This is a genomic window from Frondihabitans sp. GW821-FHT04F02, assembly GCF_059420045.1.
Window position 1 is genome coordinate 25033 of record NZ_JBWKSZ010000006.1, and the last position, 16352, is coordinate 41384.

Genomic DNA, 16352 nt, shown 5'->3' on the forward strand with positions numbered 1-16352 from the left:
CCTCACTTTCTCGTTCGCGGGTCGAGGACGCCGTACAGGATGTCGACGATGAAGTTGGCGAGGAGCACGCTGACGGTGATCATCAGGAAGAGCGCCTGCATGAGCGGGTAGTCCTGGTTGGTGACGGCCTTGAGCAGCAGGTAGCCGATGCCGGGGTAGCCGAACACCGTCTCGACCAGCACGGAGCCGCCCACCACGCCGCCGAGCGCCAGGCCGAAGCTGGTGAGGTTCGGGAGGATCGCGTTGCGCGCCGCGTACCGGATGGCCACGGTGTGCGGCTTGAGACCGTTCGCCTCGGCGAAGGTGACGTAGTCGTCGCCGAGCGTCGAGATCATGGTGTTGCGCATGCCGAGGATCCAGCCGCCGAGCGAGGTGATCAGGATCGTCACCGCCGGAAGCACCGCGTGGTTCAGGGCCGACCCGATGAACGCCCCCGAGAAGCCGGGCACGTTGGTGACGCCGTAGGCGCCCGACGTCGGGAAGATCTTGAACACGTAGCCGAGGAAGAACAGCAGGAGGAGCGCCGTCCAGAAGTACGGGAAGGCGCTCGCGAACGATCCGCCGAGGGTCGGCAGCGCGTCGAGCCAGGTGCCGCGCTTCCAGGCCGCCAGCACGCCGAGCAGGGTGCCGAGCACGAATGCCACGATCGTGACGAGCCCCACCAGAATCAGGGTGTACGGCAGCGCCTGGCCGACGAGGTCGGCGACGGGCTGCGGATAGAACGTGTAGCTCACGCCGAAGTCCAGCGTCAGGACCTGCTTGAGGTACTGGCCGTACTGCGACAGCAGGTTGCCGTCGGGCACGCCGAGCTGGATCTCGATGGCCTTGCGCGTGGCGGCCGTGACCGGGCCGTTCTGCGAGAGCTTCGCGATCGCGGCGTCGGTGGGCGAGCCGGGCATGAGCCGCGGCAGGAAGAAGTTCAGCGTGATGGCGGCCCAGAGGGTCAGGATCAGCAGGCCGACCTTGCGGAGTGCGTATGTCACTTCGCGGCCTCCGATTTCTTCAGGTGGGTCAGGATCAGCAGGGCTGTCGAGACGTAGGTCTTCGGGCTCGTGTACGGATCGTCGGCACTCGGCCACCCGGTGAACTTCTGCGTCGAGAAGAGGCCCCATGAGCCGCCGTAGTAGAGGCCGATCGAGGGCAGCTCGTCGTAGTAGATCTGCTGCAGCCGGTAGCCGAGCTGCTTCTGCTTCTGCTCGTCGGTCGTCGTCGTGAACTCGTTCAGGATGGCGTCGACCTCGGCGCTCCTGTAGCGGCCGAAGTTGTTCGCCGCCTGCTTGCCGATGGGCGTGTAGAACTCGCTCGAGAGGTTGTTGGCGAAGTCCTGGTACACCGACCCGGTACCGCCGACAGAGCCCATCGCGAGCTGGAAGTCGCCGTTGCGGAGAGCGAGCTGGTAGGCCGCGGGCTGCGGCTGGGCGACCTTGACGGTGATGCCGACGGCGGCCCACTGCTTGGTGATGGCCTGGACTGCGCGCAGCCAGTCGGAGTAGCCGTTGGCCGTCGTGATGGTGATGGTCAGCGCCTTGCCCGTCGTGTCGACGAGCTTGCCGTCTTTCATCGTGTAGCCCGCCTTGGCGAAGTACGACTTCGCCTGCGAGTCGCTCTGCGCGATGAGGCCCTTGTCGGGAATGGCCGGGTCGAGCAGGTCTTCCTGGTTGGGCAGCAGCATGCCGGTCTGGCCGGCCTGCTGCATGTAGCCCTCGGCTGCGGCGTCGCCGACGGCCTTGCGGTCGAGCGCGTAGCTGAGCCCCTTGCGGAAGTCGAGGTCGTTGAACGGCGCCTCGGTGAGGTTCGGGAACAGGCTGATCGTGCCTCCCGGCGGGAACCAGTACGTGTTCGACGGGTTCGCCGCGTTCCAGGTGCCCTTGACGTCGCTGATGAACGAGAACGCCCAGTCGTAGCCCTTGGTGACGACGTCGAGCTGCGTGTTCGACGCGGGGAGCACGAGGTGCTGCACCTTCACCTTGTCGGCCTGCCAGTAGAGCGGGTTCTTGTCCATCGCGTACTCCTGCGGCGTGAAGTTGCCGAGGTTGTACGGGCCGGTGCCGACCGGGTCGGGGTTCGTGAAGGTCGAGGGGTCTTTCACCTTCGACCAGATGTGCTCGGGCACGATCTGCGTCTGCTCGATGATCTGGGCTGCGGGCACGTCGTCGCCCTTGAGGTGCACGACGACGGTGTCGCCCTTCACCTCGACGCTCTTCATGTACTGCCACGCGCCCTTGAGGTCGAGGCTCGGGAACTTCTTCAGCATGTCGAACGTGAACTTGACGTCGTCGGGGCCGAACGCCTTTCCGTCAGACCACTTGACGCCCTGGCGGATCGTGAAGACGACCGTCTGCGGGTCCGGGATCTCGGTCTTCGACGCGAGCCACGGCTCCTCGTCGCCGTTGAGGTCGTTGAGGATCACGAGGGGCTCGAACATGTACCAGCTCGCTACGCGCGTGTTCGGCAGGTACGGGTTGAAGACCCGCTGCAGCGAGGGGCTGCCGTTGTCGGCCGCGATCAGCATCGTGTCGGCGCCGAGGGACGGATCGGGCGCGCTCTTGATGTCGATGCTGCAGCCCGTGAGGACGAGGGCGGCCGCGAGCAGGGAGCTCAGGGCCGCAGCCGCTCTGCGAGTTCTCGTGCGAGGTGTCGTGTGCATCGTTGCCACGTCTTTCTGTGCTGTCGATCCGCCCCGCAGGCTTCCGCCCGGGCGCGTGCCGCGTCGATGCGGCGTGACCATGGTCAGTGTAAGCGCATACATAGCTCGGAGACAAGCCTCGATCGCAGCGCAGGAACTCGGGGTCCTCTCGCGCTCTACGCCCTGAGCCCCGCCAGGAGCACGTCCAGGTACGCGTCGAGCACCGCCGCACGGCCCCGCTCGGGCGCGAGGCGCACGGCGACCTCGACCCCTCGGGCGAGCCGCTCGACGTCGGCCGGCTCGACGTCGGGCCGGACCGCCTCCGCCTTCTGCGCAGCCTCCAGCACCGCGCGGCCGAGGCTCCGCAGCTCCGCCTTCGCCGCGACCACGTCCGGGTCGACGGCATCCTGAGCCGTCACCACCTCGCCGAGCCCGACCTCGCGCACCTGGAGAGCGACGGACCCGCGGACGGCGCGCTCGAACGCCTCGCCGGGGTCGCCCACCGCCGCGGCGTCGCGCACGACGGCCACCAGGCGCAGCAAGGGCTCCACCGCCAGCCCCTCCTCCAGCGCCCGCTGGGTCGGGAAGTGCCGGTACACCGTTCCGACGCCCACGCCGACGTCGCGCGCGAGCTCGTTGAGGCCGGGCACGCGGCCGTCGGCCCGGTGCCGGGTGCGGGCCGCGGCGAGCAGCCGCACGCGGTTGCGGTGCGCGTCGGCGCGCGTCGGACGGGGCATGAAAAGAGGATAGACGATCCGTTTGACTGCGCGGCGACCGGCTCGGGCCCCGCCGGGACCGGTCAGCGACGCTCCCCTACTCTGGAGGCATGGCCTCCTTCGATGACGACTACGTCGTCCGCACGTTCTCGCCCGCCCTCGTCGACGGCAAGCCCGACGAGGCGACGGCCGCCTGGCTCGGAGCGACCCGCATCGGGTTCCACGAGAAGGCCGACGCCGACGCCGTGCGCGAGTCGGCCATCGGCTCGATCGACGACGGCCGCGTCTTCACGGGCGTGTACCCGAGGCGCCCGGTCGCCGGCGGCCTCGACGAGACCTGGCCGGTCGGCACCTTCACCGGCTACACCAAGACGATCAATGTCGGCGGCGGCCGCCTCGTCGACGCGTACCTGGTGTCAGACGTCACCGTGCGCCCGACCCACCGTCGCCGCGGCATGCTCCGCAGCCTGATGACCGAGCGCCTCGCCGCCGCCGCCGCGTCGGGGCACGCCCTGGCCGCGCTGACGGCCAGCGAGTCGACCATCTACCGCCGCTTCGGCTACGGCCCGGCGACCCGCAAGCGCACCGTCGTGCTCGAGCGCGACGTTCCCGTCACCCTGCTCGCACAGCCCACCGGCCGCGTCGAGATGGCCAGCCCCACCTCGCTCGCCGCCATCGCACCGCGCGTCTTCGCCCGCTTCCACGAGACCACGCCCGGCTCGGTCGACCGGCAGGGCCAGTACTCGAACCTCTACAACGGCCTCACCTACGGCACCGCCAAGCCCGATGACGAGCTGCGCGCCGCCATCCACGTGCCCGACTCCGGCGAGGCCGACGGGTACGTGCTCTACTCGATGCGGGAGGAGGCGGGAGCGTCGGTGCTCGAGATCGCGGATCTCGTGAGTGCGACGGCGGACGCCTTCCTCGGGCTGTGGGACTTCCTCGGCTCGGTCGATCTCGTGCAGCGGATCCGCTGGTCGAAGGCCCCCGTCGAGACACCGCTGCTGCACGCCCTCACCGCGAGCCGCTCGCTTCAGACCGAGCGCGAGAGCGACCACGTCTGGCTCCGCGTGCTCGACGTGCAGAAGGCCCTCTCAGCCCGGCCCTACGCCCGCGACGGCGAGATCACCCTGCGCGTGCACGACAAGCTCGGGCACGCCGAGGGCACCTTCCGCCTCGAGGTCGTCGACGGCGTCGGACACGCGACGCGCATCGCCGACTCCGCGCCCGCGTCGCTCGAGCTCGACGCCGCGACCCTCGCCACGCTCTACCTCGGCGGCGTTCCGGTGTCGGTGCTCGGCGAGGCCGGTCTCGTGGTCGAGCACACCCGAGGCGCAATCCGTCTGGCGACGCAGATGTTCGCCGCCGACCGGCCGGTGTACGGGGTCACGGACTTCTAGCGGACGGCTGGTCGCGGCGCCCGGCATTCGACCCTAGGGCGCCGGCGGGCAGCTCTCGCGGAGCAGGATCTGCACCGGCAGCGTCAGTCGACGCGCCGGAAGCGTGCTGTCGGCGAGACGGTCGACGATGGCGCGGACGGCGACGCGGCCAAGCTCCGCCATCGGCTGCCGGACGGTCGTGAGGCGCGGCGTCGAGAACCGACCGGCGTCGATGCCGTCGAATCCGGTGACGAGCACGCGCCCGGGCACATCGACCCCGCGCGCCGCGAGCACGTCGAGCACACCGAGAGCCGACTGGTCGTTGGCGCACACGATCGCGCTCGGGAGGGCGCTCTCAGCGAGGAGCTGCTCGGCGACGGCGCGGCCGCGCTCGCGCCCGAAGGTTCCTGGGACGACCCGCAGCCCGGCCGGGTCGAACGCACCGTCGGCCAGCCCCTGGTCGAGGCCCTCGCGGCGGCCGGCCTCATCGGGCGAGTCGCTGGGACCGGCGACGTACACGACGGACGTGACGCCGTGGCCGTCGACCAGGTGGTGGGCCAGGGCGCGCATTCCGCCGGCGTTGTCGACCCCGACGTGATCGAGGTCGTCGCCGGGGTCGGTGTCGGCGACGACGACGACGGGGATCCGTCGAGACACGTGCGCGACGAGATCGGAGGGAACCGTCTGCGAGAGCACGGCCAAGCCGTCGACCCGGCCAGCGATGTCGTTGACCATGACGTCGCGGCTCTGACCGCGTCCCGCGGCGACCATCAGGGCGAAGCCGTGGCGCCACGCCTCGACCTCGGCGCCGCGAAGCACCTCGTCGAAGTAGAGGCTCGTCGACGGCGGGGCGGCCATCGGCTCGCGGTCGTCGATGAGCGGCACGCCGGAGGGCCCGTCGACGGTGTCGGCCACCGAGACGTCGATGCCGTCGTACCCGGGCAGGAACAGCCCCAGCACTCCGGTGCGGCGACCGGCGAGGCCCCTCGCCGAGCCGCTCGGCACGTAGCCGAGGTCTCGCACCGACTCCAGCACGCGGGCCCGCGTCTCGGGCCGCACCTCGTCGGGGCGGCGAAGGACGCGCGAGACCGTCGCGATCGAGACGCCGGCGTGATCGGCCACGTCGTAGACGGTGGGTGCCTTGGCCAACTCGCCTCCCGTGATCCGTGGGCCGTTCCGCGCGGCCGATGTCGGCCGGCGGTGTCGGCAAGTCTAGGCGTCGCCCTCTGACCGGCCCGTGCGTAGCCGAGCCGAGCTGTGGATAACCCGGCGCGGGGTGTGGAGAACGCTGGCGGCGATCCGCCGGGGCTGATTTGCTTGACCCATGTCGATCCAGTCCACGGCCGAGAAGGCCGAATTGCTCCGTTCCCTGCACGTTCCCGGCGATCCCCTGATCGTCACCAACGTCTGGGACAGCATCACGGCGCGCATCGTCGCGTCCGCTCCCGGGGTCAAGGCGCTGGCCACCGCGAGCCACTCGATCAGCGAGGCGCACGGCGTCGAAGACGGCGAGGGGCTCGACGTCGACGAGGCCCTGGCGGCGGCCCAGCTGATCATCCGCTCGGTCGACCTGCCCGTCTCGGTCGACTTCGAGAAGGCCTACGCCACGGATGCCGCAGGAACGCGCGACAACGTCTGGCGGCTCATCGAAGCGGGCGCGGCCGGCCTCAACATCGAGGACAGCGTCGGTCGCGACAAGGCCGAGCTGTACGACATCGACACCCAGGTCTCGAAGATCGCCGCGGCCCGCGCCGCCGGCGACCGCGCGGGTGTGCCCATCGTCATCAACGCTCGCGTCGACGCTCTCGCCGGCGACCCGTCGCTCTGGGACGACGCGGTCACCCGCGCCAACGCCTACCTCGACGCCGGCGCCGACGTCGCGTTCGTGCTCGGCCTCACGACCGAGCAGATGGTGGCCGACGCGCTCTCGCAGATCCACGGCAAGGTCAGCGTCATCTCGGGTGCCGACAGCGTGCCGCTCGCGAAGCTCGCCGAGCTCGGGGTATCACGCGTGAGCTTCGGGCCGCGCGCCATGGGCCTCACGCTCTCGCACCTCCGCGACGCGGCGGCCACTCTCACGGCACGCGGCGAGTATCCCGCCGAGCTCGGATTCTCGTTCTGACCCTCCCGCTTCTGTCCACCTCGCGAACGGAGCACCATCCCATGCCCGCACCCTCCGGCTTCCCCACAGGAGCACCTCTCTGGATGGACCTCTCGACGCGCGACGTCGCCGGGGCCCGCGCCTTCTACTCGGGACTGTTCGGCTGGACGATGGGCGACACCCCGCCCGAGTTCGGCGGCTACGTCACGATCAGCCTCGGCGGCCGCCAGATCGGCGGGCTCATCGGCAATCGCGATCCCGACGCCGTCGATGACGCCTGGCTCGTCTACCTCGAGACCGACGACGCCGAGACGACTGCGGAGGCCATCACGGGTGCGAGCGGCGTCGTGCACGTGGGACCACACCCGGTGGGCGACCTCGGCTCGATGGTCGTCGCCGAGGACACCGGCCGCGCGGCGATCGCCGCCTGGCAGCGCGGCACCAACGGCGGGTTCCAGGTGCTCGCCGAACCCGGCGCACCCGCCTGGTTCGAGCTGCACACCGTCGACTACGACGACTCGCTGACCTTCTACCAGCAGGCCTTCGGCTGGCAGACGAACTCGATGGCCGATACCCCCGAGTTCCGGTACTCGCAGCTGATGGTCGACGAGCAGCCGTACGCCGGCGTCATGGACGCGAAGCTGTACTGGGAGCCGGGCGCTCCGGCGAAGTGGTTCGTCTACATCAACGTCGCCGACGCCGACGCGACGATGGCCGACGCCGTCGAGCTCGGCGGCCGCGTCGTCGACGCGCCCGAAGACACGCCGTACGGCCGCATGGGCATGCTCGCCGACCCGACCGGCGCGCTCATCAAGATCATCACCTGATCTGCGGGACCAGCCCCTGCCAGAAGATCAGACGAAGTCGGCGGGGTTGTCGACGGGGTTCTTGGGCGTGGACTCGGAGCCGGCGCGCTCGCGCTCCTTCTCGGCCGTCTCGAGTTCCTGCTGCTGCTCTGCCGCCTCGCGGACCTCGATCGCCTCTTGGACGTCCTTCTCGTGCTTGAGCGCCTTCTTCTCGATCTGGCGGTCGTCGCGGAGGGGCAGCTGGATGTCCTCCTCGGCTTTGATGCCCGCCTGGAGCTCGCGGCCGCGCTCGGCCTCGGCGTCGAACTCGGCGCCGAAGAGCAGGGCGTTGTTCGTGATCCACAGCCAGAGCAGGAAGACGATGACGCCGCCGAGAGCGCCGTACGTCTTGTTGTAGTTCGAGAAGTTCGCGACGTAGAACGCGAAGCCGATCGAAGCGATCAGCCAGATGCCGATCGCGAGCAGCGCGCCCATGCTCATCCAGCGGAACTTCGGCTGCTTCACGTTCGGCGAGAAGTAGTACAGCACCGCGACCACGACGACGATGATGATGGCGAGCACGGGCCACTTGACGATGAGCCAGACGGTCACTGCGGCGTCGCCGAGGCCGACGAAGTCGCCGATCGTGCGGGCGATGTCACCGCTCAGCACGAGGATCAACCCGGCCATCACGATCAATACGACAGCGATGATCGTGACGAGGAGGTTGGTCGGGCGGAGCTTCCAGATCGGGCGCCCCTCCTGGCGGTCGTAGATCCGGTTCATGGCGCGGCCGAAGGCTCCGACGTAGCCGGAGGCCGACCAGATGGCGCCCACCACGCCGACGACGAAGGTGATGCCGGCGGCGGGTGACTTCGAGAGCGCCTCGACCGGGCCGCTGATCGTCTGGATGATCTGGTCGGAGGCGCCGAGCTGGCCGAGCAGGGCGAGGACCTGCTTGGTCGTCTGGTCCGCCTGGCCGAACAGGCCGAGGATCGACACGATCGCCAGGAGGGCCGGGAAGAGAGCCTGGACCGCGAAGTAGGTGAGCGACGCGGCGAGATCCGTGCAGCTGTCGCTCGAGAACTCGCGCAGGGTCTTCTTGAGCGTGTAGATCCAGGTGCGCTTGGTCAGGTCGAGCGGCGAATCGGGGCCCTCGTCACGGACGTCGTCGCCGGTCTCGCGGGCAGGTGCAGCAGCAGTTCGGGCCACGGGGTCCTCCGGGGGTCAACGTCTCGCGTGGGTGGGTCTCGTGTGGGCGGGGTCTCGCGTGGGCAGGTCTCGCGTGGCTGAGCGCCAGATGAGGGGTCCGCGCCGGGGAGGGATCAGCGGCGAGCGCGCGACACGAGACGTGCGACGCCGGTGACTGCCGCCGCCAGCCCGGCAGCGCCGACGGCCGCGGCGGCAAGGACCTTAGGGTCGTTGCTCACGCGCGACCGGGCTCGGCGCAGCTGGGTCTTCGGGTTCAGGCGGTCTTCGATCGCGTCGAGCGTGGCCGCGAACTCGTCACGGGTCTTCGCGACCTCGTCGGCGAGCCCGTCGGCAGGCTTCTTCGGGTCGTCGCGCTCGCTCATCTCGCGTCGCCTTCCGCCGCTTCTGACTTCGCGGCCGACTCCTTCGCGGCGTCGCCCTTGAGGGCGTGCACGTCGCTCCGGACGTTCTTGATCGTCTCGGTCGGCACCGGCGGAACGCCCCGTTTGAGCGAGCGGTAGCCGACGAAGGCCAGCGCGGCCGTGATGACGAGCAGAGCCGCCGCTACGAGAAGCGCCGCGAGCCAGGCTGGGAACACCGTCGCGGTGCCCAGGATCGCCGCGGCGATCAGCACCTCGAGCAGGATGAAGCCGAACACGGCGGCGCCGACCAGCAGGCCGATCCCGCGACCGGCGACCTTGAGCTTGGCGATCAGCTCAGCACGCGCGAGAGCGATCTCACCCCGGATCAGCCGCGAGATGAGATCGGGGAGCGAAGCCAGCATGCTGCCGAGCGACTTGCGCTCGCCCGCTTCGGGCTTCGTGTCGAAGACGTCGAAGAGACCCACGGTCAGGGAGTGTCTTTCGAGGTGGCCGACTTGACCTTCTCCGTAGCGGCGTGGGCGGCGTCGGACGCAGCCTCCTGCACCTTCTTGCCGACGATCGGCGCCTTCTCGGCAACGAAGTCCTCGGCCTTGGTGACGCCACGCTGAACCGACGGGTCGTGCCAGACCTGGTCGGCACGGCGCTTGATCTTCTCGTACGACTGGCGACCCGCGCGGGCACCCACGACGTATCCGGTTGCGAGTCCGGCGACGAACAGGATCTTGCCTCTCATGCGATTCTCCTTGGGTTGAGATGAACAGACCTTAAGGCTGGCACTGCGGAGCCGTTCCCGGCCAAATCGATGGGCGACTGTCGGAAAACGACGATCAGCGGCCCAGAGCCACCCACCAGATCAGCAGCATCGTGGTGAGGAATCCGCACGCGAAGTTGATGGCCAGGAACCGGCGCCACCCGCGGTTGGCCGACTCGGCCTCGGCGTCGGCCACGCTCCAGAACGGTGCGACCGCCACGAGGTACGGCACCACCAGCAGAGCCCCCAGCGGGCCGGGCCACGCGGTGAACAGCATCAGCACGCCGGCGAGCGCGTACGCGGCGAACGCGAATCGGACGGTCCAGGCCGCGCCCATGACGGTGGCGATCGAGGCGATGTCGCCCTCGCGGTCGGCGACGACGTCCTGGACCGCGCCGAACGCGTGGCTCGCCATCCCCCAGAGGAAGAAGGCGCCGAGCAGCGCCCAGAGCTGCGGGGTGAACGTGGCGCCGGCGAGCACGAGTCCGTAGACAGCGGGACTCGTGAAGTGCGTGCTGCTCGTGATCGAGTCGAGGAAGGGCCGCTCTTTGAACCGAAGCCCCTTCAACGAGTAGGCGATGACGGCGAAGACGCTGACCGCCAGCACCGCCCAGCTCGGCGGATGCCCGACCAGCACGAGGAAAACCAAGAAGGGCACATTCGTCACGACCACGGCCCGCAGGATCGTGGCGTGGAAGCTGCGGTCGACCATCGCGCCCTCGACGCCGCCCTTGCGCGGGTTGCGGAGGTCGCTCTCGTAGTCGAAGACGTCGTTGATGCCGTACATCGCCAGGTTGTAGGGCCCGAGGAAGTAGGCGATGCCGACGATCGCGATGATCCAGTTCACGCCGTCCGAGCCGAGCCCGGTGAGGATGTACGCGGCCGCGAAGGGGAACGCCGTGTTCACCCAGCTCAGCGGGCGCGACACGGGGAAGAGCGCCTTCACCTCGGCCTCCTCTCGAGCAGCACCCACAGCGACGGCAGCAGGACGAGCGCCGCGACGGCGTACGCGAAGTCTTCCAGAGGTGCGATGCCGACGAACACACCGCTGATCTTCGCGGAGTCGTAGCCGACGAGGCCGATGCCGATCATGACGTTGTCGAAGACGGCGGTCATCACGAGGAGCACGCCGACAGTGAGCGCCGCGCTGACAACGCAGGAGCCGTGCACGCGAGCCCGACGCGCTCGGAGCGTCATCGCGGCCGCGATCCCCGCCAGGGCGACGGCGCCGAGGAAGAACGCGTTGAGCGCCCAGTAGCTCACGAGCGCCGCCCCCGCGTGCGTCGACCCTGAGTTGCCGACAGCACGAGCGGCATGCCGGCGGCGAGGTTCATCGTCAGGTAGCAGAGCAGCGCGAGGAAGAAGACCTCCTCCACCGGGAGCTCCCGTGCGATCTGGAGGCCCGTCATGAACGACGTCTCGCCGCGGAAGAAGATGCCGCTCCGGATCCCGAGGAGGTCCCAGACCAGGAAGAACGCGATGCCGACCGGGAGCACCACGGCGGCCCGGCGGGCGTCGCGCCAGAAGAACAGGCCGAAGCGACGGTCGAGCACGACCATTCCCGTCAGGGCGACGAGGAGGCCGACGAGGTAGAGCACGCCCATCAGGGCTCCGGAAGCGGCTCGGTCGAGGTGTCGCCCCGGAGGTTCTTGAGGAGCACCTCGGCGCTGATGAGGCACATCGGCAGCCCGATCCCGGGCCGCACCGATCCGCCGACGTAGTGCAGGCCGCGGACCCGCTTCGAGGCGTTGCCCGCGCGGAACATCGCGCTCTGCCGGAGCGTGTGCGCCGGGCCGAGCATGCTGCCCGACCACGAGTTGTAGTCGTCGACGAAGTCCTGCGGGCCGCGGGTGCGACGGAGGACGATTCGAGAACTCAGGTCCGGTGCGCCAGCCCAGGCGCCGATCTGCTCGATGACAGCGTCGCCGAGGCGCTCGAGCTGCACCGAGCCTGAGTTGTCGACGACAGAGGTGCCCCCGGCGGCATCGAGCCCGACGCCGCCGCGCCCGAGCTCCGGCTGAGCCGGCAGCGGCACGAGCACGAAGAGGTTCGTCTGTCCCGTGGGCGCCGTGGCCGGGTCGACGATCGACGGCTTGCAGACGTAGAGCGAGGGCGGCGCCGGGATGCTCTTCGGCTCGTGGAAGATGCGGCCGAAGTTGTCGTGCCAGTCGCTCGAGAAGAACAGCGTGTGGTGCTCGAGCTCGGGCAGCTCGCCCTCGACGCCGAGGTACATCAGAAGGGCGCTCGGGCCGGGGTTGCGGTCGGCCCAGTAGCTCTCGCCGTACGTCTGCAGCTCGCTCGGCAGCAGCGCCGTCTCGGTGTGGTGCAGGTCGGCCGCCGAGACGACGACGTCGGCGAAGGTGGATCGCGCGGTGCCAGACGAGTCGACCCAGTCGACGCCGGTGGCTCGCGGACGCCGGCCGGCCGTGGTGCGGATCCGGGTGACCTCGGCTTCCGTCACGATGGTCACACCGGCCTCGCGGGCCAGCTTCTCGATGCTCGCGATGACCGCCGCGATGCCGCCCATCGGGTACTGCACGCCGTCGTCGAGGTCGAGCGTCGACATGAGGTGGTACATGCTCGGCGTCTCGTACGGCGACGAGCCCAGGAACACCGCCGGATACCCGAGGATCTGCCGCAGCCGCGGCTCCTTCACCGTCTTCCCGACCAGCGAGTCGAGGTTCTGCAGCAGCAGGCGCGCGAGCTTCGGCAGGCGGGTCAGGACGTCGCGGCGCAGCAGCGGCAGCAGGCTGCCGAAGCTCGTGTAGAGGAAGCGCTCCTTCGCGATGTCGTACGTCTCGCGGGACGAAGCGAGGTACCGGCGCATCCGCTCTCCGGCGCCCGGCTCGAGACGGTCGAACAGCTCGAGGTTCTCGGCCAGCCCCTGCGGGATGTCGATCGGCTCGCCGTCTTCGAAGTACACCCGGTAGCCGGGGTCGAGCGGCACCAGGTCGAGCTCGGCCTCGGCCGTCGTGCCCATCAGCCGGAAGAAGTGGTCGAACACCTCCGGCATCAGATACCAGCTCGGCCCCATGTCGAAGCGGAACCCGTCGGACTCCCACGTCGACGCCCGGCCGCCCACCGCGCCCGCCTTCTCGAGCACGGTCACCGCGTACCCCTCGCGCGCCAGCAGCCCGGCCGAGGCGAGACCCGAGATGCCGCCGCCGATGACGACGGCCGTCTTGCCGCTCACAGTCCGGCCGCCGCTCGCGCCGCGATGCGCAGCTTCACGGGGTTCGGCACGCGGATCCGGGTGCGCATCAGCTCGACCGCCGGCGTCACGGCCAGGCGGCGGTTCAGCTCGGCGAAGAGGCCCAGCGCCAGCGCGACCGCACGCCGGGATGACGACGGCAGGAACTCGAGGCACTCGCGTGCCACCGCGAGGTCCGCGTCGATGTCGGCGACGAGTCGGTCGCGCTCGCTGTCGCTGAAGCTCGCCGGGTCGACCCCCGGGAAGTAGCTGCGGCCCAGTGTCTCGAAGTCGTCGCTGAGGTCGCGCAAGAAGTTCACCTTCTGGAACGCCGCGCCCAGAGCGCGCGCCCCGTTCTCGAGCTTCACGAGGGTGCGGGCGTCGTAGGTGCGGCCCTGGAGGAACGCCCGGAGGCACATGAGGCCGACGACCTCGGCAGACCCGTAGACGTACAGGTCGAACGACGCCTGGTCGTGCTCGGCGGCGTGGAGGTCACGTCGCATGGAGGCGAAGAACGGGGCGGTGAGTTCCTGCGCGAAGCCGGTCTCTCGGGCGGTGGCCGCGAAAGCGTGGACCACGAGGTTGGCGCTGAATCCGATGGCGATGGCCTGCTCGGTCTCGCGCTCGAACTCGTCGAGGATGCGCTCGCACTCGGCCGGGTCGGCCCCCGCCTCGGCCGCGGGGCCGTCGACGATCTCGTCGGCGACCCGCACGAGGGCGTAGATGTTCTCGACGTGGGCGCGGACGTCGGCGCCGAGGAGCCGCGAGGCGAGCCCGAACGAGGTCGAGTAGCGGCGGATGACGTCGGCCGAGGCCTCGTGGGCGACCCGGTCGTAGAGGGCGAGACGGGTCATCGGGTCCGCTCGAGAACCGTGTCGACGACGGGGTGGAGAACCGATCGGAGGTCGGCGGTGATCAGCTCGGAGTCGAGGATCGCCAGCGCTCGGCGGGCGTGCTCGTCGACGAGGCGCTCGGCGGCGGCCTTGGCCCCGCACGACTCCAGCCGCGCCCGGACGTGCTCGGCCTCGTCGAGGGTCAGGTCGGACTTGCCGATGAAGGGCCGGATCGCGAACCAGTCGTCGGTCGTCGCCGCGTGCGCGATCAGGACGGTTCGCTTGCCCTCGCGGAGGTCGCCGAGCGTGGTCTTGCCGGTCTCCGTCTCGACGCCGTAGACGCCGAGGAGGTCGTCGACGATCTGGTAGGCGATGCCGATCTCGCGACCGAACGACTGCAGGGCGACGACCACGTCGGGTGCCGCGCCGGCGAGCAGAGCGCCCGCCATGAGGGGAGCCTCGAAGGAGTAGACGGCGGTCTTCGCGCGCTCCATCTCGAGCACCTCGTCGACCGACGGGACCTCGGGCGAGAGGCTGAGCTCGACGTCGAGCAGCTCGCCGCCGGCGCTGGCGAAGACGGCCTCGTCGAGCACGTCGAGCAGCTGCGCGCGGACCCCGGCGGAGCAGGAGACCTCGAGCATGAGACGCGACGCTCCGGTGAGGGCGAGGTCGCCGGCGATCACGCCGACCGACATTCCGCGGTGCTCGGCCGCGGGCGTGCTGATGCCGGCGGTCGTCGCCGTGTCGCGGTAGCTGCCGGAGACGTTGGGGATCCCGCGGCGCGAGAAGTCGCGGTCGATGACGTCGTCGTGCACGATGAGCGCCGTGTGGAGCAGCTCGAACGCCGCGCCCACCGAGGCGCACGCGTCGGCGTCCGTGCCGCCGAGGCCCTCGTAGGCGGCGACGACCATGCGCGGGCGGAACCGCTTGCCGCCGGCCGAGTTGCGCTCGAGCACGTTCCAGAGGTCGACGTAGCGGGGCCCGAGTCGGGCGGCCCGGCGCTTTGCGCCCTGGAAGAACCCGGCGAGAACCTCGTCGACCCGCTCGGTAGTGTCGGAGGCGCGACCCCCGCCCACCGCTTGCAGCTCTGCGAGCGCGTGATCACCTTCCATTAGGGCAGACTACAGCGCAATGAGACCCGAATCCGAGGCACTTCCTCAGCCGACCACGGCCTCCGTGGCACACGACCTCGATGAGCTGGTGGTATTGGTCGACGAGGCCGGAAACTCCGTCGGCACGTACCCCAAATCCCTCGTCCACACGACGGAAACCCCTCTTCACCTGGCTTTTAGCTGCCACGTGACGAACCCGGAGACGGGGGACATCCTCGTCACCCGTCGTGCGCTGACGAAGGCGACCTGGCCGGGCGTCTGGACCAACTCCTTCTGCGGCCACCCCGCGCCCGGCGAGACGCCTGCCGAGGCGGTCCGCCGCCGCGCAAGCCAGGAGCTCGGGATGGAGGTCGCCGAGGTCGAGGCCATCCTGCCCGACTTCCGCTACCGCGCCGTGGACGCCTCGGGCGTCGTGGAGCACGAGATCTGCCCGGTGTTCACCGCCGTGGCCGTCGGGGTCCCGGCGCCGTCGCCCGACGAGGTCGCCGAGTGGGCGTGGATCTCGCCCGCCGACCTGCAGGCCTCCGTCGAGGCCGCGCCGTTCGCGTGGTCGCCGTGGCTGGGGTGGCAGCTGGAGCAGTGGCCGCACTCGGCCTAAGCCTGTGCGTCCTTCGCCGCTGACGGTGCCGCACCCGTGTCGGTGCGGACGAAGTTCTGGAAGGACCGCGACGCCGTGGGGCCCCGCTGTCCCTGGTAGCGCGAGCCGTAGATCGACGAGCCGTAGGGGTTCTCGGCCGGCGAGGACAGCCGGAAATAGCAGATCTGCCCGATCTTCATGCCCGGCCACAGCTTGATCGGCAGGGTGGCGACGTTCGAGAGCTCGAGGGTGACGTGGCCCGAGAACCCCGGGTCGACGAAGCCGGCGGTCGAGTGGGTCAGGAGGCCGAGGCGGCCGAGCGACGACTTGCCCTCGAGGCGCGCCGCGATGTCGTCGGGCAGGGTCACCAGCTCGTACGTCGAGCCGAGCACGAACTCGCCCGGGTGCAGGATGAACGGCTCGTCGGGGTCGACCTCGACGAGGTGCGTCAGCTCCGGCTGGTCTTCGGCCGGGTCGATGAACGGGTACTTGTGGTTGTCGAACAGCCGGAAGAAGCGGTCGAGCCGCACGTCGATGCTCGACGGCTGGATCAGGCTCGGGTCGTACGGGTCGAGCCCGATGCGCCCGAGGTCGAGTTCGGCCTTGATGTCGCGGTCGGAGAGCAGCACCCGGCCAGCCTAGCGGGGCGGCGGTCGGCAACTCAGGGGCGGTGCGGGCCGGGCGGCCGTTGGCAGCTCAGGGGCGGTG

The 16352-nt window shown here is 69.9% G+C and carries 19 protein-coding genes; 4 read left to right on the top strand and 15 right to left on the bottom strand.

Annotated features, from left to right (window positions below; all coding sequences use genetic code 11):
- Nucleotides 1–2 precede the first annotated feature (2 nt).
- The 3 genes from AC07TY_RS15675 to AC07TY_RS15685 form a co-directional block, all read right to left on the bottom strand.
- A complete protein-coding gene (locus tag AC07TY_RS15675) occupies nucleotides 3–983 on the bottom strand; it encodes an ABC transporter permease (protein ID WP_488624987.1) in 981 nt (326 codons plus the stop codon).
- Nucleotides 980–2647: an ABC transporter substrate-binding protein gene (locus AC07TY_RS15680; protein WP_494785933.1), complete on the bottom strand. Its 1668-nt coding sequence runs from the start codon at nucleotides 2645–2647 to the stop codon at nucleotides 980–982. Before AC07TY_RS15680 ends, AC07TY_RS15675 begins: the two co-directional genes overlap by 4 nt.
- A gap of 155 nt (nucleotides 2648–2802) precedes the next feature.
- Complete coding sequence (locus AC07TY_RS15685) at nucleotides 2803–3363, bottom strand: TetR/AcrR family transcriptional regulator (protein ID WP_494785934.1); 561 nt, start codon at nucleotides 3361–3363, stop codon at nucleotides 2803–2805.
- A gap of 89 nt (nucleotides 3364–3452) precedes the next feature.
- On the opposite strand from AC07TY_RS15685, the gene AC07TY_RS15690 reads away from it, so the two are divergent.
- Nucleotides 3453–4742, top strand: coding sequence for a GNAT family N-acetyltransferase (locus tag AC07TY_RS15690; RefSeq protein WP_494785935.1), 1290 nt, complete (start codon nucleotides 3453–3455; stop codon nucleotides 4740–4742).
- A gap of 33 nt (nucleotides 4743–4775) precedes the next feature.
- Here the strand turns inward: AC07TY_RS15690 and AC07TY_RS15695 are convergent, their stop codons facing one another.
- Complete coding sequence (locus AC07TY_RS15695) at nucleotides 4776–5870, bottom strand: LacI family DNA-binding transcriptional regulator (RefSeq protein WP_494785936.1); 1095 nt, start codon at nucleotides 5868–5870, stop codon at nucleotides 4776–4778.
- Between the two features lie 175 nt (nucleotides 5871–6045).
- Here AC07TY_RS15695 and AC07TY_RS15700 point away from each other — a divergent pair, with 175 nt between their 5' ends.
- Both AC07TY_RS15700 and AC07TY_RS15705 read left to right on the top strand, forming a co-directional pair.
- Complete coding sequence (locus tag AC07TY_RS15700) at nucleotides 6046–6843, top strand: isocitrate lyase/PEP mutase family protein (RefSeq protein WP_494785937.1); 798 nt, start codon at nucleotides 6046–6048, stop codon at nucleotides 6841–6843.
- 41 nt (nucleotides 6844–6884) lie between these two features.
- Complete coding sequence (locus AC07TY_RS15705; protein ID WP_494785938.1) at nucleotides 6885–7649, top strand: VOC family protein; 765 nt, start codon at nucleotides 6885–6887, stop codon at nucleotides 7647–7649.
- Between the two features lie 27 nt (nucleotides 7650–7676).
- Here the strand turns inward: AC07TY_RS15705 and AC07TY_RS15710 are convergent, their stop codons facing one another.
- The 10 genes from AC07TY_RS15710 to AC07TY_RS15755 all read right to left on the bottom strand — a co-directional run bounded on the left by AC07TY_RS15710 (nucleotide 7677) and on the right by AC07TY_RS15755 (nucleotide 15067).
- Nucleotides 7677–8819 carry a YihY/virulence factor BrkB family protein gene (locus AC07TY_RS15710; protein ID WP_199738231.1) on the bottom strand — a complete coding sequence of 381 codons (1143 nt, stop codon included), beginning with the start codon at nucleotides 8817–8819 and terminating at the stop codon, nucleotides 7677–7679.
- Between the two features lie 113 nt (nucleotides 8820–8932).
- Nucleotides 8933–9181, bottom strand: a complete 249-nt coding sequence (locus AC07TY_RS15715; RefSeq protein WP_488624995.1) for a DUF3618 domain-containing protein — start codon at nucleotides 9179–9181, stop codon at nucleotides 8933–8935.
- On the bottom strand, nucleotides 9178–9645 hold the full coding sequence (locus AC07TY_RS15720; RefSeq protein WP_488624996.1) for a phage holin family protein: 468 nt from the start codon (nucleotides 9643–9645) through the stop codon (nucleotides 9178–9180). The genes AC07TY_RS15715 and AC07TY_RS15720 overlap by 4 nt, the downstream gene beginning before the upstream one ends.
- Nucleotides 9646–9647: 2 nt before the next feature.
- Nucleotides 9648–9914, bottom strand: coding sequence for a hypothetical protein (locus tag AC07TY_RS15725; RefSeq protein WP_199738232.1), 267 nt, complete (start codon nucleotides 9912–9914; stop codon nucleotides 9648–9650).
- A 94-nt stretch (nucleotides 9915–10008) separates the two neighbouring features.
- Nucleotides 10009–10878, bottom strand: a complete 870-nt coding sequence (locus AC07TY_RS15730; RefSeq protein ID WP_488624997.1) for a prenyltransferase — start codon at nucleotides 10876–10878, stop codon at nucleotides 10009–10011.
- Nucleotides 10875–11195 (bottom strand): lycopene cyclase domain-containing protein, encoded by a 321-nt coding sequence (locus AC07TY_RS15735; protein WP_488624998.1) that lies wholly within the window; start codon nucleotides 11193–11195, stop codon nucleotides 10875–10877. Before AC07TY_RS15735 ends, AC07TY_RS15730 begins: the two co-directional genes overlap by 4 nt.
- The gene (locus AC07TY_RS15740; protein ID WP_123505733.1) at nucleotides 11192–11536 is read right to left on the bottom strand and encodes a lycopene cyclase domain-containing protein; all 345 of its coding nucleotides are present in this window, start codon (nucleotides 11534–11536) and stop codon (nucleotides 11192–11194) included. The genes AC07TY_RS15735 and AC07TY_RS15740 overlap by 4 nt, the downstream gene beginning before the upstream one ends.
- Nucleotides 11536–13125 carry a phytoene desaturase family protein gene (gene crtI / locus AC07TY_RS15745; RefSeq protein WP_494785939.1) on the bottom strand — a complete coding sequence of 530 codons (1590 nt, stop codon included), beginning with the start codon at nucleotides 13123–13125 and terminating at the stop codon, nucleotides 11536–11538. The genes AC07TY_RS15740 and crtI overlap by 1 nt, the downstream gene beginning before the upstream one ends.
- Nucleotides 13122–13976 carry a phytoene/squalene synthase family protein gene (locus AC07TY_RS15750; protein ID WP_123505735.1) on the bottom strand — a complete coding sequence of 285 codons (855 nt, stop codon included), beginning with the start codon at nucleotides 13974–13976 and terminating at the stop codon, nucleotides 13122–13124. Before AC07TY_RS15750 ends, crtI begins: the two co-directional genes overlap by 4 nt.
- Nucleotides 13973–15067 carry a polyprenyl synthetase family protein gene (locus tag AC07TY_RS15755; protein WP_488625000.1) on the bottom strand — a complete coding sequence of 365 codons (1095 nt, stop codon included), beginning with the start codon at nucleotides 15065–15067 and terminating at the stop codon, nucleotides 13973–13975. Before AC07TY_RS15755 ends, AC07TY_RS15750 begins: the two co-directional genes overlap by 4 nt.
- Before the next feature lie 64 nt (nucleotides 15068–15131).
- Here AC07TY_RS15755 and idi point away from each other — a divergent pair, with 64 nt between their 5' ends.
- Nucleotides 15132–15665, top strand: coding sequence for an isopentenyl-diphosphate Delta-isomerase (idi, locus tag AC07TY_RS15760; protein ID WP_233579936.1), 534 nt, complete (start codon nucleotides 15132–15134; stop codon nucleotides 15663–15665).
- On the opposite strand, the gene dcd is transcribed toward idi, so the two are convergent.
- Nucleotides 15662–16273: a dCTP deaminase gene (dcd, locus tag AC07TY_RS15765; RefSeq protein ID WP_123505738.1), complete on the bottom strand. Its 612-nt coding sequence runs from the start codon at nucleotides 16271–16273 to the stop codon at nucleotides 15662–15664. The two genes, idi and dcd, sit on opposite strands and share 4 nt — an antisense overlap.
- Between the last annotated feature and the right edge of the window lie 79 nt (nucleotides 16274–16352).